The organism is Streptomyces cacaoi, assembly GCF_006539165.1.
In the GTDB taxonomy this organism is placed as follows: domain Bacteria; phylum Actinomycetota; class Actinomycetes; order Streptomycetales; family Streptomycetaceae; genus Streptomyces; species Streptomyces cacaoi.
Genome location: NZ_BJMM01000018.1, coordinates 132,541 through 147,896 on the forward strand (window position 1 = coordinate 132,541; position 15,356 = coordinate 147,896).

Sequence of the window (15,356 nt, forward strand, 5' to 3'; positions counted from 1 at the left end):
GGCGGCCGAGCAGGCGCCGCCTTCCGCCCGGCACCTCGCGTCCCGTGCCGGTCGCCGCGTCCCCCGGGCCGCTTCCTGAACGGTCCCGGCGGTCGGCCGGGGCCGTTCAGGACAGCTGCCGGCGCGCGGTCAGCGCTCCCGCGCCCCCGTGTACATCTCCTCGATCAGATCGGCGAACTCCCGTTCCACGACGGGCCGCTTGAGCTTGAGGCTGGGGGTCAGCTCACCGTGCTCGATGTCCAGATCGCGGGGCAGGATGCGGAACTTCTTGATCGTCTGCCAGCGCTGGAGCCCGGCGTTCAGGTCCTCGACGTAGCCGTCGACGAGTCTGCGCACCTCGTCCGAGCCGACGACCTCGGTGTACGGCTTGCCCTTGAGTTCCTCCTGGTCGGCGGCCCAGCCCAGGATCGCCGCCTCGTCCAGCGCGATCAGCGCCGTGCAGTAGTTCCGGTCGGCGCCGTGCACCAGGATGTTGGAGACGTAGGGGCACAGCGCCTTGAACCGGCCCTCGACCTCGGCGGGCGCGATGTACTTGCCGCCGGAGGTCTTGATCAGGTCCTTCTTCCGGTCGGTGATCTTCAGAAAGCCGTCGTCGGACAGCTCGCCGATGTCGCCGGTGTGGAACCAGCCGTCCTCTTCCAGGACCTCGGCCGTCTTGTCGGGCAGGCCGTGGTAGCCCTCCATGATGCCGGGGCCGCGCAGCAGGACCTCGCCGTCCTCCGCGATGCGCACCTCGGTGCCGAGGAACGGCTGGCCGACCGTGCCGGTGCGGAAGGTGTCCCGCCGGTTGCAGAAGCTGGCAGCGGCGGACTCGGTGAGCCCGTAGCCCTCCAGCACGGGGATGCCCGCTCCGGCGAAGAACAGGCCCAGGTCGGGCGCGAGCGCGGCCGAGCCGGAGACGCAGCCGAGCATCCGGCCGCCGAAGGCTTCCCGCAGCTTGCCGTAGACGAGCCGGTCGGCGACGGCGTGCTTGACCCGCAGCCCGGCCGGCACGGTGGCCTCGCCGGTGCGGCGCTGGTTGTCCTGGGAGGTCCTGGCGTACTCGCGGGCCACCTCGGCGGCCCACTGGAAGATCTTGTACTTGGCGGGCCCGCCGTCCCTGGCCCGCTGCGCGACGCCGTTGTAGACCTTCTCGAAGATCCGCGGGACCGCGCACATCTTGGTCGGCCGGACGACCGGCAGATTCTCGATGATCTTGTCGACGCGCCCGTCGACGGCCAGGACGTGCGCGGACTCGATGTGCACGGAGATGAGCATCTTGCCGAAGACGTGTGCGAGCGGCAGCCAGAGATACTGCACGTCGTCCGACTCCAGCAGCCCGCTCGCCGGTACGGCCTTGGCCATGTAGGACCAGGCTTCCTGCCGCAGCCGGACCCCCTTGGGGCGCCCGGTGGTCCCGGAGGTGTAGATGAGCGTGGCCAGGTCGGCGGAGCGCAGCCCGGCGACCGCCTCGCGCACGGCCTCCGGGTGCTCGGCCAGGTGGGCGGCGCCCCGGCGCTCCAGCTCGGCGAAGGAGAGCACCCAGTCGTCCTCGCCGTCGGGCACGTCCCCGTCCAGCAGGACGACGTGTGCGAGGTCGGGCAGCTCGGCGCGGTGCTCGCGCACCTTGTCCAGCTGGGCGGTGTCCTCGGCGAACAGCACACGGCTGTCCGAGTCGCCCAGGATGAAGCCCGTCTCCTCGGAGTTGGTGCTGGGGTAGACCGTGGTCGTCGCCGCGCCGGCGCACAGGATGGCCAGGTCGGCCAGGATCCACTCGATCCGCGTTCCGGAGGCGATCGCCACCCGCTCCTCGGGCCGGACGCCCAGCTCCATGAGCCCGGCGGCGAGCGCGAACACCCGGTCGGCCGCCTCGCGCCAGGAGTACGAGCGCCACTCGTCGGGGCCCTCGCCGGAGGCGCTCGGCACCGGATAGCGGTAGGCCTCGGCGTCCGGAGTCGCCTCGACTCTCTCCAGGAAGACCGTCGCCACGGAGGGCGGCAGGTTCTTGATCAGGGATTCTGGGTCGCTCACGACGTCCTCCGGGGCCCGCGTCCTGCGTCTGACTCGTGCTGTGTCCTGCTGAAGTGCTCTCGTGTCCGCTGCGGTGCGCCCGGCCGGGTTCGGCTGCCGGCCGGTGCCCGTGTGTGCCCGCTCGCGCACCCGCTCAGGTGTGCCCGGGCAGTTTATTGACTCACGAGTAACTACTGAGCAGTGATCAGACTAGAGGCCGCAGTCCCCTTACGTAAGGGGGCTGCGGCCGGTTACCGCGAGGCCCGTGGCCCGTCCGCTCCCGCATCCGGCGGGCCCGTTCCGGTTCGCCCCGGGACGGGCCTCGCCGGGCTACTTCTTGGACTTCGCGTCGCCACCGCCGTCGTCGGAGGACAGCGCGGCGATGAACGCCTCCTGGGGCACCTCCACGCGCCCCACGACCTTCATCCGCCGCTTGCCTTCCTTCTGCTTCTCCAGCAGCTTCCGCTTCCGCGAGATGTCACCGCCGTAGCACTTGGCCAGGACGTCCTTGCGGATGGCGCGGATGGTCTCCCGCGCGATGATCCGGGCGCCGACGGCCGCCTGGATGGGCACCTCGAACTGCTGCCGCGGAATCAGCTCGCGCAGCTTGTTGGCCATGCGCGTGCCGTACGAGTACGCCTTGTCCTTGTGGACGATCGCCGAGAAGGCGTCCACCTTGTCGCCCTGCAACAGGATGTCGACCTTGACCAGGTCGGCCGCCTGCTCCCCCGTCGGCTCGTAGTCGAGCGAGGCGTAGCCGCGCGTCTTGGACTTCAGCGCGTCGAAGAAGTCGAAGACGATCTCCGCGAGCGGCAGCGTGTAGCGCAGCTCGACGCGGTCCTCCGAGAGGTAGTCCATGCCCTGGAGGCTGCCGCGGCGGGACTGGCACAGCTCCATGATGGCGCCGATGAACTCGCTGGGCGCGATCAGCGTCGCGCGCACCACCGGCTCGTGCACCGTGGCGATCTTGCCTGTGGGGAACTCGCTCGGGTTGGTGACCAGGTGCTCGGAGCCGTCCTCCATGTCCACCCGGTAGATGACGTTCGGCGCCGTGGCGATCAGGTCGAGCCCGAACTCCCGCTCCAGCCGCTCCCGGATGACCTCCAGGTGCAGCAGCCCGAGGAAGCCCACCCGGAAGCCGAAGCCGAGCGCGGCGGACGTCTCGGGCTCGTAGGTGAGCGCCGCGTCGTTCAGCAGCAGCTTGTCCAGCGCGTCACGCAGCAGCGGATAGTCCGAGCCGTCCAGCGGATACAGCCCGGAGAAGACCATGGGCTTGGGGTCCTTGTAGCCGGGCAGCGGGTCCTCGGCGCCGCCGGTCTGCTGGGTGACCGTGTCACCGACCTTGGACTGGCGCACGTCCTTCACGCCGGTGATCAGATAGCCGACCTCGCCCACGCCGAGGCCGTCCGCCGGGACCATCTCCGGCGAGTTCGTGCCGATCTCCAGCAGCTCGTGCGTGGCGCCCGTCGACATCATGCGGATGCGCTCGCGCTTGTTGAGCTGGCCGTCGACGACCTTCACATAGGTGACCACGCCCCGGTAGGCGTCGTAGACCGAGTCGAAGATCATCGCGCGGGCCGGGGAGTCCGCCTCGCCGACCGGCTCCGGCACCTGCCGGACGACCTCGTCCAGCAGCGCCTCCACGCCCTCGCCCGTCTTGGCGGAGACCTTGAGCACGTCCTCGACGTCGCAGCCGATCAGATGCGCCAGCTCGGCGGCGAACTTGTCCGGCTGCGCGGCCGGAAGGTCGATCTTGTTGAGCACGGGGATGATCGCGAGGTCGTGCTCCATCGCCAGATAGAGGTTGGCGAGGGTCTGCGCCTCGATGCCCTGCGCCGCGTCGACGAGCAGGATGCAGCCCTCACAGGCCGCCAGGGACCGGGAGACCTCGTAGGTGAAGTCCACGTGCCCCGGGGTGTCGATCATGTTGAGGATGTGCGGGGTCCCCGCGTCCTCCGACGGCGCCCAGGGCATGCGCACCGCCTGGGACTTGATCGTGATGCCGCGCTCACGCTCGATGTCCATGCGGTCGAGGTACTGCGCGCGCATCTGCCGCTTGTCCACGACGCCGGTCAGCTGGAGCATCCGGTCGGCAAGCGTGGACTTGCCGTGGTCGATGTGCGCGATGATGCAGAAGTTACGGATCTGCGCCGGGTCGGTACGGCTCGGCTCCGGCGCGTTCGTTGGGGTCGCGGGCACGCAGTGTCCTGTCGGTATGGCCTGTCGGGTCTGGCGGCGGACAGCTCTCCCGACGTCCGGATCCTCGATGCCCGGAGCGTCGCCGTCTTCCCCGTCCGCCTTCTGTCTGTCGGTACTGCTTCCGTACCGCTTCTGTTCTGTGTCTCTTCGATCGTCTTCAGTTGTCTTCGGTCTTCAGTTGTCTCGCGTCCGTTCTTCAGTTGTCCGTTCCGGTGCACGGCCGTCCGGTCGTCCGCTGTCCCGTACGCCCGTCCCCGGCTGTTCCGGCGCACACCGCCCCGGACGCCCTCGGCCTCCGGCACGTCGACGAGGGACGACGGGTGCGCACCGGACCCCGCCGACGGATCCCACGGGACCGACGGAGCTGACGGAGCCGGCACGGCCACCGGCCGTGGACGCCGACGCGGGCGCCCTCCACGGCCGTACCGTGCCCCCATCGTCCCATGAGCCGGGGGCACCGACCGGATTGGGAGGCCCGAAGAGCCTGCTGGTAGCCTGGACGACTGTGCCTGATGGCACTCATGACGGAAAACCCCGAACCGCAAAGGCTCATTCGTGGCGAACATCAAGTCCCAGATCAAGCGGATCCGGACCAACGAGAAGGCCCGCCAGCGCAACAAGGCGGTCAAGTCCGAGCTGAAGACCGCGATCCGTCGCACCCGCGAGGCCGTGGCCGCCGGTGACTCCACCAAGGCCGGCGAGGCCCAGCGCGTCGCGATCCAGAAGCTGGACAAGGCCGTCAGCAAGGGCGTCCTGCACAAGAACAACGCGGCCAACAAGAAGTCCGCGCTGGCCAAGCACGTCGCCTCCCTCAAGGGCTGACTCCGCTCACCGGCTCCGGCAGCACAGCAGGCCCTCTCACCTCCGCTGACGCCGAAGCCGCCGCCCGGACTCCCCGCCCCTGACCGGCCGGGCCACCGGGCACCCGAGACAGCGCGCCGCACGCGGCCTGCGTTCGCCACGCGGGTGCGGCGCACCCAGCACGAACCGAGCCCCGCCTCGCTCCGCTTCCCCAGGAGCGAGCGCGGGGCTTCGGCATATCCGGCCCCCTTCCGGCACACACGGCACCCGCTACTCACGGAGAGTGCGGACGCCTCGACACCGGGTGAGGCTCAGGCCGTACACCGGAACCCGGACAGGCCGCACACCCGGAGCGGGACGGCCGCCGCGACGGTCAGCGATCAGCGGGAACGGGCCGCCCGGGCGATCGTGACGACCGCCTTCTCCAGGGCGTACTCCGGATCGCTTCCGCCGCCCTTCACGGCCGCGTCCGCATCGGCCACCGCACGCAGCGCCACCGCCACCCCGTCCGGCGTCCAGCCGCGCATCTGCTGCCGCACTCTGTCGATCTTCCAGGGCGGCATACCGAGCTCCCGCGCGAGATCACCGGGGCGCGCCCCGCGGGGTGCACCGGCCAGCTTGCCGATCGCCCGGACGCCCTGGGCGAGCGCGCTGGTGATCAGCACCGGCGCCACACCCGTCGACACGGCCCAGCGGAGCGTCTCCAGCGCCTCGGCCGCCCGCCCCTCGACGGCGCGGTCGGCCACGGTGAAGCTCGACGCCTCCGCCCGGCCCGTGTAGTAGCGGCCGACGACGGCCTCGTCGATCGTCCCCTCCACGTCCGCCGTGAGCTGCGTGCACGCGGAGGCCAGCTCACGCAGATCGCTGCCGATGGCGTCCACCAGGGCCTGGCACGCCTCCGGCGTCGCCGAGCGGCCGAGCGTACGGAACTCGCCGCGCACGAAGGCCAGTCGGTCCGCCGGCTTGGTCATCTTCGGGCACTCGACCTCGCGCGCCCCCGCCTTGCGTGCGGCGTCCAGCAGGCCCTTGCCCTTGTTGCCGCCCGCGTGCACCAGGACGAGTGTGATCTCCTCGGCCGGCGCGGCCAGATACGCCTTGACGTCCTTGACCGTGTCCGCCGCCAGGTCCTGCGCCGCGCGGACCACCACGACCTTCCGCTCCGCGAACAGCGAAGGGCTGGTCAGCTCCGCCAGCGTGCCCGGCTGGAGCTCGCCGGACGCCAGATCCCGGACATCGGTGTCCGCGTCCGCCGCGCGCGCCGCGTCGATCACCCGCCGTACGGCGCGTTCGATGAGCAGTTCCTCCTGCCCGACCACGAGAGTCAGGGGCGCGAGCGGGTCGTCCGAGGTCTTCTTACGCGTGCCAGCCATCGCCCCACAGCATCCCATGCCGCGCCGACACCACCCGCACGCCCGCTGTGCGGCACTGAGAGAATGCCGTGGTGAGCGACGTACGGCATGTGCTGGTGCTGCCCGACAGGGACGCGGCCGAGGAGGTCGCCGAGGAGTTGGAACTGCGGCTCGCCCTCGGTGAGGAGCCGCAGCTCGTCCGTGAGGCGCTCGCGGGCGAGGACGACGCGGAGGACGCCCAGTGGCTGGTCGTCCTGGAGGACCCCGACGGCACCTACGACACGAAGGTGCTCGACGACCTCGCCACCGAGCACGAGGGCTGGCTCGAACGCGACTGACCGGGCCCGGCCGTCCTCCCTCCCGGCCCGCCCCCGCACCGGCTGCGCCCACCCGGCGCCCGCCGCCGACCGCGGCGCCCCGTGACCCCCGGCGGAGCCCGGGTCTCCCGCCGCCTCCGTTCCCGTCCCCGGCGCCCCTCGCCTGCGCCGTCCGGCCGCCCCGTCGGAACCACCGCCCACCGCGCCTCCCGGCCCGCTCCGGCCGGGCAGCGCCGGGTGGCGCGGGCGGGCCCGCGGGACCGTCGTCCGCGCCGCCCCGTGGACTGCCCCGCTCCGTCACGACCGTGGGAGCGGCGTGGGGCCGGGCCACCAGGGCCAGCGCACCGTGCCGGTCGGTGCGGGCCACCAGCGCGCCGGACGCCTGGAGCCGGTGCACCGTCTCCGGCGCCGGATGCCCGTACGGGTTGTCGCTGCCGGCGGAGACGAATGCGATCCGGGGATGCAGACGGCGCTGCAACTCTCCGTCCTGGTACCGCGATCCATGATGTGCGACCTTCAGCACGTCCACCCGCTTCAGACCGGGCCACAGCGCCAACAGGCCCTGCTGTGCCTCCGGTTCGAGGTCGCCCGGAAGGAAGAGGGTGAGCCCGCCGGTACGTACAAGCAGCGTGATACTGGCATCGTTCGCACCACCCCCTTCCTCGCCCTGAGCCACCGACCCGTCGCTGGGGGCTCCGGCGTGCACGGCTCCGCCCCTTATGGCCGCGTCACCGACGGCTCCCTCGCTCGTCTCACCGTCCCCCGCCGTTTCGCCGCTCGCCGTGCCCTCGGTGCCCGGAGCGGACGGTTCCGCTGGGGACGGTGGCCAGAGCACCTGCCAGGACAGGTCTCCCGCCCGACGGCGCTCCCCCACCGCCGCCGGCACGAGCGGCACCCCCGCCTGCCCGGCCGTCCTGCGGACGAACGCGGCCTGACCCGGCGGCTCGGCCCGCGCCGTGACCTGGATCGCCCCGACCCGCCGCCCACGCAACAACCCCGGCAGGCCCGCCACATGATCGGCGTGGAAGTGGGTGAGCACCGCCAACGGCACCTTCCGGACGCCCAGTTCCCGCAGACACCGATCGACCGCGGCGGGCTCCGGCCCCGCATCGACCACCACGGCCCCGCCCCCGCCGCCGCGCGCACCGTCCACCGCGAGCACCAGTGCGTCGCCCTGCCCGACATCGCAGGCCACCATGCGCCAGCCCGGCGGCGGCCAGCCGGTCAGCGGGCGCACCAACGGCACCGGCCTGAGCAGCGCCAGACACAACAGCAGCCCCAGCGCGGCACACAGCCAGGGGCGGTGCGGCACCCGGAAGCGGCGGGCCGCCACCACGGCCAGCCCGATTCCCACCGCCAGCGCCAGCGCGCCCCACCAGGAACCTGGCCAGCCCAGCTCCGCCCCCGGCAGAGCGGCACCCGTCCGCGCGATGGCGGCGATCGCCCCGGTCGGCCAACCGGCCACCCATGCCAATGCCTTCGCCAGGGGCAGCGCCGGAACCGCCAGCACCAGCGCGCCGAAGCCCAGGACCGTCGCGGGGGCCACGGCGAACTCGGCGAGCAGATTGCACGGCACGGCGACCAGGCTCACGTGCGCCGCCAGCACCGCGACCACCGGAGCACACGCCGCCTGTGCCGCCGCCGCTGCGGCCACCGCCTCCGCCACCCGCGCGGGCCAGCCTCTGCGCCGCAGCGCGTCGCTCCACCGTGGGGCCACCACCAGCAGCGACGCGGTCGCCAGCACGGACAGCAGGAACCCGAAGTCCCGCGCCAGCCACGGGTCGAAGAGCACCAGCAGCAGCACGGCCGCGGCCAGGGCGGGCAGCAGCGAGCGTCTGCGTCCGGTCGCGATCGCCGCGATGGTGATCAACCCGCAGGCGGCGGCCCGCAGCACGCTCGGTTCCGGGCGGCACACGACGACGAAGCCCAGCGTGAGCAGCGCGCCCGTCACCGCCGTCGCGCGCAGCGGAATGCCGAGCCCGGCCGCCAGTCCGCGCCGCTCGACCCGGTGGGCGAGTCCGGGCGGACCGAGGAGCAGGACCAACAGAATCGAGAGGTTGCTCCCGCTGACAGCCAGAAGATGCGTCATGTCCGTCGTCCGGAACGCCGCCTCCAGCTCCGGCCGCAGTCGTGAGGTGTCGCCGACCACGAGGCCGGGGAGCAGACCGCGCGCATCCGTGTCCAGCCCCTCGGTCGCCCGGCGCAGCCCCGCACGCAGCTCTCCGGCCGCCCGTTGCAGGGTGTCGGGCCCGGCGGTGATTCTCGGCGCACCGGGGCCGACGCGCAGCACCGCCGCGACATCACGGCCGCCGGCCCTGCCGGGCGCCGGGGGCGCGGCTCTCCCCGAGACCCGCAACCGCGTCGAGGGCAACAGCCGCTTCCACTGCTGTGCGGCGTCGGGCCCGGCCCGGGACGCGCCGTCCGTGGCGTTCCGCTCCGGCTTTCCGGCCTGGACGAACAGCAGGACGGGCGTCCGTACCGCCTCCCGCCCGCCGTCGGGCCGGTGCACGGCCACCGCGTCCGCCCGCACCAGGATCAGCCCCTGCGACTGCCGCGCCCCACGCACCTTGGGGCGCAGCGCCCTCGGGTCTCCGGTGACGGTGACCTCAAGGTCCAACTCGGCGTGCTTCCGCGCCGATTCGGGCACGGGGCCCCGGCGCAGATCCGCCGCGTGCAGCGCGGCGTTGCCGCCCGCCACCGCCGCACACAACAGCGCCGCGGCCCCCACCAGCGCTGCCGGAGTGCGGAGAGGGCGCGTCCCGCGCGGCCGGGAGCCGGTGGGTGTGCCGTCGTGTACGCGCGCGGTCGCAGGACGGTGTTCCCGCCAACCTGTGGGCGAGGCGCCATCGCCCGTCCCCCGGCGTGCAGTTGCTGCCGCCGCCAGCAGCGCCACGGTTCCGAGGCAGCACAGAACCGCTCCCCCGGCGGCCACCGCGCCGGACACGCCCAGCCCCAGGGCCGCCGCGGCCCACGCCGCGAGGGCAGGAAGCACGAGCCGGAGGTCCGTGCCCTCCGCCGGACCGCCCCGCAGCAGGGGCGCGCCGGTGTCCCCGCGTCCCCTCGATCCCCTGGACCCGCTGGGTGCTCTCGGAGGAGCCCAGTGCCTTCCCCCGCGCGGAACCGCGCGGGCGTGCGAGCGCGGTACCGCTCCCGCGAGCCGAGTCGACGGAGGCCGCGTCCGGGCCCGGGCCCGGGGCGTCCCTTCGGCTTCGCTATCGCGCGGCGCGCGGGGCGGGAGAACCTGCCCTGCCTTCCGAGCCTGCGGGCCGCCAGGAGGCGTCGAGGAGTCTGTGCCGAACGGCACGCCGTCAGGGGAGTCACCGGTGGCGGGCACGTCACCTGGCACACCGTCGGCGAACGGTGCGACGGAGGCATCGGGACGACGGGAGGAGCCGTCGGGACGAGGAGGTGGCGGGGGTCCGGGGCGGGCGGCCCGGGCCGGGTGTCCGTCACCGGTGCGGTGGCGGCGCGGCGGAGTCATGGGGACACCTGCGACTTGAGGTCGGCGAACCGCTTGTCGCCGATGCCGTTGACCTCCTGCAACTGCTCGACGGACCGGAAACCGCCGTGCTCCGTCCGGTAGTCGACGATGTGCTGGGCCAGCACGGGCCCGACCCCCGGCAGCTTCTCCAGCTGTTCGGCGGTGGCGGAATTCAGGCTGACCATCCCGCCCGCGCCCGCCGCCCCGGCCGAACCGCCCCCGGCGGGCCCGGCCGGGGGCGCGGGGCTCGCTGCGCCTGCCGACGACCCGCCTCCCTTGCCCTTCTCGCCCACCACGATCTGTTCGCCGTCGACCAGCAGGCGTGCCCTGTTGAGCCCATCCGGGTCCGCGCCGGGGCGCAGCCCACCGGCGGCCTCCAGCGCGTCCGCCACCCGGGCACCGGACGGAAGCCGGTGCACCCCCGGTTCGCGCACCTTGCCCGCGATGTCGACGACCAGCCGCTTGCCGCCGGGCCCACCCGCCCCGGGAGCGCCGCTCGGGCCGGGACCAGGCCCGAAGGATCCGGACGGAGCCGAAGGAGCAGCATCGCGGCCGGGGCCGTGCGCCGCGGGGGCCGTCACGCTCTCGGGCCGACCTGTCCAGAAGTGGTACACCGCGAAGCCCAGCGCCACGAGCAGCACCACTGCCAGGGCGAGAAGGGTGCGGGGTTCCACTCCGCAGCGCAGCCGCAGCCACGTCGGAACGCGCTCCCCCAGGGCCAACGCGACCCGTTCCCGAAGCGTGAGCCGTCCCGCCTCCCGACCCCGCCCCTCCGCAACCACCCGCCTCTCGGCCCCCTCCACCGGGCCCTCGATGCCCTCCGCCCGCCCCGCGACCCCCTCTGCCAGGTGCTCGACGCCACCCGTCCGTTGCTCGTCATCGCCCCTCCACCCCGCGGCATCCTCCGCCCGGCCCGCACCGCCCTCCGTCCGCCCGCCAACCCCCTCCACCGGGTGCACGACATCTCCCGTCCGGTGCTCGACGTCATCCGTCCGGTACTTGCCGTCACCCGTCCGGTGTTCAATGCCGCCCGCGCGGTAATTGGCGTGGCCCGTCCGGAACTTGGCGCCCTCGGCTCGTCCCGGGATCTCTCCACTGCCGCGGTACTCGCCGTAATCGCGGTAAGCGCCGGCTCCGGCCGCCTTCTGCCGCCCCTGCCCGACCTCAGTAGCGGTCAACTCGTCGCCGTCGCCCCGTCGGTACACCCGCCCACGGGCAACTGCACCGGAGCTGCCCGCCTCCACTCCGCCCCGGCCACCCGCTCCCGCTCGACCCGCGCCATCCGTGTGCCGGACCGGATCCGCCTGCATCGGCCTGTACCGGGCCCAGCCCTGCTGCGCCGACGCATGACGCATCCGGTTGCCCTCCGCAGGACCTCGCTGCTGTGGCTGCTGGTGCTGCTGCCGCGACGGGCCGAACCTCGTCAACTCCCGTCCGGGCTCCGCCCACGCGCGCTCAGCACGACCGTCATCCCCCGCCCAGCCGGACGCTCGCCGCTCGGGCCACAGCCCACCGGGCCCCGACACCTCCGAACCCGACTCCGCCCGCTCACGCTCAGCGCCATCGCCGCGCCCCACCCGACCCGGCACCCGACGCTCAGGCCGCGCCGGGCCCTCCCCTGCCGACTCCCGGACCGGGGCCGTCCGTTCGGGTCGGCCCCAGCCGTGCTCCGTCGCGCCCGACTCCGGCCGCTCGTCCCACGCCGGACCGCGTCCAGTCGACCGGCGGCCGGGCTCCGTCCGCTCGGGCCGGGCCCAACCCTGCCCTGCCCTGTCTTGGGGCCGCGCCGAGCCGTGTTGCGCCGGCTCCCGATCGGGTTCCGCTTGCCCGTACCGGGCCCGGTCGTACCCCGACCGGCTGTGCTCCCGGTGCCCGGCCCGCGCCCGGCCCCGCCCCGTCGACGAGCGGTCGTCGAGCCCCGCACCCTCGTACCCGGCCCGCTCACGCTCCGTCCGGCCCGGCTCGCTCCGGCCCAGCTCTGCCCGGCCCGGGTCTGTCCAGTCCGACTCCGTCCGGCCCGCCTCGGTCCGCTCGGGCCATGCCGAGTCCTGCCCCTGCGGCGCCCAGCCGGACCCGGCCAACTCCCGGACGCTCTGCGTACGTTCACTGCCGTCCGGACGCTGCGGGGCGCCACCGATTCGTGCCGCCGGGCCGACGCCCGGCCACCTTCCGTTCCGATCGTCCGGCAGTTCCCGCGATCCGTCGGAGGACGCCCGCGACGGCTGCTGACCGCTCGCCGCGCGGCGCTCCTTGCTCTGCCGCACCGCCGCGCGGGCCTCCGCGATGGCCTCGGCCCGCGGCAGGACCCGGGGCTCCGGGCCCGCGAGGAGCGCCTCCGCTCGTGCGGACCTGGACTGCGCGGGTGCTTCGGTGCCCGGCCGGGCGCCATGGCGGCCCCGCCCGGTCATACGCCTCCTGCGCCGCTCCGCGCGGTGTGCGCCACGGCCCGGCCCGGGGTGTGCGGGCGGCTTGCCCGGAGGGCGGCGGCGGTGCGGACGGCGTCCCGGCCGAGCCCCGGTGACGGCGCCGTCAGGGCCCGCAGTGGAGTCCTGCGTGCCGTCCGACGGCGACGGCAGCGAGACCCCGATCGCCGGCATCCCGGCAACGGGCGTCGTGTCCTCACCGCGCCCCCGCGAAGCCCCTTCCGGCACGGCCGAGTTCGGCAGACGTGGCGGGCCCGCCACACCGGCCTGGCCTGCCGGGCCCGTCCCACCGGCGTCGGTCAGCAGCGCGGCACCCGTGGGGCGCGCGCCCTCCCCGGCCGCCGGGGCCACGCCTCCGAAGCCGGGTCCCGGAGGCTCGGTTGGCCGCAGCCCCGGGGGCTGCACCGTCGCCCGTGGCCAGAACGCCTGCCCCGACGCCATGACGGTCCGCCCCGCAGCCGCCCCTCGGGAAGATCCCGCGCCCCCGCGCTCCCCGAAGTCCTCGTGAACCTCGTGCCGCTCGGGCCCATCCGGCCCCGCGTGCTGCTGCCCTGGCGCGAAACCGTGCTCCCCGCCGGGGCGCTCCCCAGCAGCCGGGCTCCCCACGGCGTCGGCCGGTGCACGGGCTCCGGCCCCCGGAAACGGAAGAGCCCCGGGCTCCGCATACTTCTGGGGGTTCCGGACCCGGTCGGGGAACGGTTCGGGATACACGACCGGCCAGGGCCGCGCCCTCGGCGGATCCTGGGACGTCGCGCCGCCCGGCCCGGTACCGCTCGGCCCCGCACCGCCCGGCCCTGCACCGCCGGAAGGCGTCCCTCCGGCCCCGCTGCGGCCGCCCCCGTCACGCGCGGGAGGCGCCGCCCCGTCCGCCCCCGGCACACCACCGGCGGCGTCCGCGCGCCTCAGAAGCTCCCGCTCCGTCCCGACCCCGTCACGTGCCCCTGACGCATCCCGCGTCCCAGATCCGTAGCTCATGCCGACCGACGGTAGGTACGGCCGCCTCACCGCAGGGATCTTGGTCGATTACCGTGGAAAACCCGGGAGTTGTGGACAACTCGGCCACCCGGCCGAGTGACGGAGCAGCCCTTCACCCGAGCGACAGCACGGCCCCCAGCAGCCCCGGCCCGGTGTGCGCGCCGATGACCGCGCCGACCTCGGTGACGTGCAGTTCCCGTAGCCCGGGCACGTTCTTCCGGAAGTTCTCGGCGAGACGGTCGGCCTGCTCGGCGGCGGCGAGATGGTGTACCGCGATGTCCACGGGCCCCGTACCGGCCCGCTCCAGCACGATCTCCTCCAGCCGCGCCCTGGCTCTGGAGGCGGTCCTGACCTTCTCCAGCAACGCGATCCGGCCGTCGGCGAGTTCGAGCAGCGGTTTCACCGCGAGCGCCGAGCCGAGCAGGGCCTGGGCCGCGCCGATACGGCCGCCTCTGCGCAGGTAGTCGAGGGTGTCCACACAGAAGACGGCCGAGGTGCCCTCGGCGCGCTTCCGCGCCGCCGCCACGGCCTCCTCCAGCGAGCCGCCCGCCTCGGCGACCTCGGCGGCGGCCAGCGCGCAGAACCCGAGCGCCATGGCGACGACGCCGGTGTCCACCACGCGCACGGGCACGGGCGACCGCCCGGCGGCCACCAGCGCGGCGTCGTACGTGCCGGAGAACTCCGCCGACAGGTGCAGCGAGACGATGCCGGACGCCCCGGCGTCGGCCGCTGCCCGGTAGGCGCGCGCGAACATCTCCGGCCCGGGCCGTGAGGTGGTGACGGCGCGGCGCTCCCGCAGGGCGGCCTCCAGGGAGCGCGCGGAGATCTCGCTACCCTCCTCCAGCGCCTCGTCGCCGAGCACGACCGTCAGCGGCACGGCCTCGATGCCGTGGCGCCGGAGCGCGGCGGGTGGAAGGTAGGCGGTGGAGTCGGTGACGACCGCGATACGGCCCTGGGCGCCGTCGTTCCGGGCGGGGCCGGGGTCGAACGGTGGGGCGGTGCTGTTCAGGAGGCGCTCCGCGGACGTCGCTTGCCGAACCGGGGCGACTCCGGGGCCGGCTCGGCGGCGGGTCCCGCCGGCCCGGTCCCGGGCAGATCGTCGAAGTACGGGCGGGAGGGGCCGAGTTCGGGCTGCGGCGGAGGCGCGGCGGCAGGCTCGCCCTGGCCCGGGCCCGCGGGGCGGGAGGCGGAGGGTTCCGAGGCCGAGGCCGAGGGGCGCGGCGGCGCGGGGTCCGCCAGGGGGTCCGTGCCGCTCGTCCAGTGCCGCAGGGCGGCGGACTCGATGTCGATCTGGGCGCGGAGGGCGTCGAGCCCTTCGGCGTCGAACTGCCGTGCTCTGTCCTGGGCGGCGAAACGGAGCGAGTCGGCCGACTCCTTGATGGCGCGTACCCGCTCCCGCGCCTCGGGCAGCCGGGCGGCGATACGGCCGCGGTCGGGCTCGCGCTCCATGAGCGCACGGAGTTCGCGGTCGAGCTGGCGGGCGTGTTCGAAGAGCTGGTCGAGCAGGCCGAGGGCCTCCTGGAGCGCCGGGTCGTCCGCCGCGCCCGCCTCCAGTGCCTCGCCGGTGCTGTCGATGGACGCGCGCAACTCGCTGCGCAGCCGGGCCACTTCGCCGACGGGGCCGGGCTGGGCCCCGCGCGCCTTCAGCGTCGTCTCCTCGACGGTGCGCCTGACCTGGGCTCCCGTCCGTTCGACTCCGCGTTTGACCGCGCGTACGACGCGTACCGTGACGACCACGCCGAGTGCCACGAAGGCCAGGAAGAGCACCAGGCCGATGATGATGCCCACCTCCACGGAACGCTCCTCCGTCCGTCGCCCCACA

8 protein-coding genes and 1 pseudogene are annotated in these 15,356 nt (G+C 74.1%); 2 read left to right on the top strand and 7 right to left on the bottom strand.

The genetic code is table 11. From position 1 onward, the window contains the following. Positions 1–129 precede the first annotated feature (129 nt). Together SCA03_RS18320 and lepA are read right to left on the bottom strand one after the other, a co-directional pair. The gene (locus SCA03_RS18320) at positions 130–2,010 is read right to left on the bottom strand and encodes an AMP-dependent synthetase/ligase (protein WP_086817561.1); all 1,881 of its coding nucleotides are present in this window, start codon (positions 2,008–2,010) and stop codon (positions 130–132) included. A 309-nt stretch (positions 2,011–2,319) separates the two neighbouring features. Then, on the bottom strand, positions 2,320–4,188 hold the full coding sequence (gene lepA, locus SCA03_RS18325) for a translation elongation factor 4 (RefSeq protein WP_030891376.1): 1,869 nt from the start codon (positions 4,186–4,188) through the stop codon (positions 2,320–2,322). 555 nt (positions 4,189–4,743) lie between these two features. Here lepA and rpsT point away from each other — a divergent pair. Beyond that, positions 4,744–5,010 carry a 30S ribosomal protein S20 gene (gene rpsT / locus SCA03_RS18330; protein WP_030891373.1) on the top strand — a complete coding sequence of 89 codons (267 nt, stop codon included), beginning with the start codon at positions 4,744–4,746 and terminating at the stop codon, positions 5,008–5,010. A 359-nt stretch (positions 5,011–5,369) separates the two neighbouring features. On the opposite strand, the gene holA is transcribed toward rpsT, so the two are convergent. Beyond that, positions 5,370–6,377 (bottom strand): DNA polymerase III subunit delta, encoded by a 1,008-nt coding sequence (holA, locus tag SCA03_RS36310; RefSeq protein ID WP_170223843.1) that lies wholly within the window; start codon positions 6,375–6,377, stop codon positions 5,370–5,372. 53 nt (positions 6,378–6,430) lie between these two features. On the opposite strand from holA, the gene SCA03_RS36315 reads away from it, so the two are divergent. Then, positions 6,431–6,676 (top strand): hypothetical protein, encoded by a 246-nt coding sequence (locus SCA03_RS36315; RefSeq protein ID WP_086818480.1) that lies wholly within the window; start codon positions 6,431–6,433, stop codon positions 6,674–6,676. Between the two features lie 310 nt (positions 6,677–6,986). Here SCA03_RS36315 and SCA03_RS36320 read toward each other — a convergent pair. The 4 genes and pseudogenes from SCA03_RS36320 to SCA03_RS18350 form a co-directional block, all read right to left on the bottom strand. Further along, positions 6,987–9,689: pseudogene (locus SCA03_RS36320) on the bottom strand (ComEC/Rec2 family competence protein); the annotation flags it as partial. Positions 9,690–10,132: 443 nt separating this feature from the next. Next, positions 10,133–10,858, bottom strand: a complete 726-nt coding sequence (locus SCA03_RS18340; protein WP_086818488.1) for a ComEA family DNA-binding protein — start codon at positions 10,856–10,858, stop codon at positions 10,133–10,135. Positions 10,859–13,646: 2,788 nt separating this feature from the next. Next, positions 13,647–14,480 carry a DegV family protein gene (locus tag SCA03_RS18345; RefSeq protein WP_030891396.1) on the bottom strand — a complete coding sequence of 278 codons (834 nt, stop codon included), beginning with the start codon at positions 14,478–14,480 and terminating at the stop codon, positions 13,647–13,649. A 59-nt stretch (positions 14,481–14,539) separates the two neighbouring features. After that, positions 14,540–15,328: a hypothetical protein gene (locus tag SCA03_RS18350; RefSeq protein ID WP_037867211.1), complete on the bottom strand. Its 789-nt coding sequence runs from the start codon at positions 15,326–15,328 to the stop codon at positions 14,540–14,542. Between the last annotated feature and the right edge of the window lie 28 nt (positions 15,329–15,356).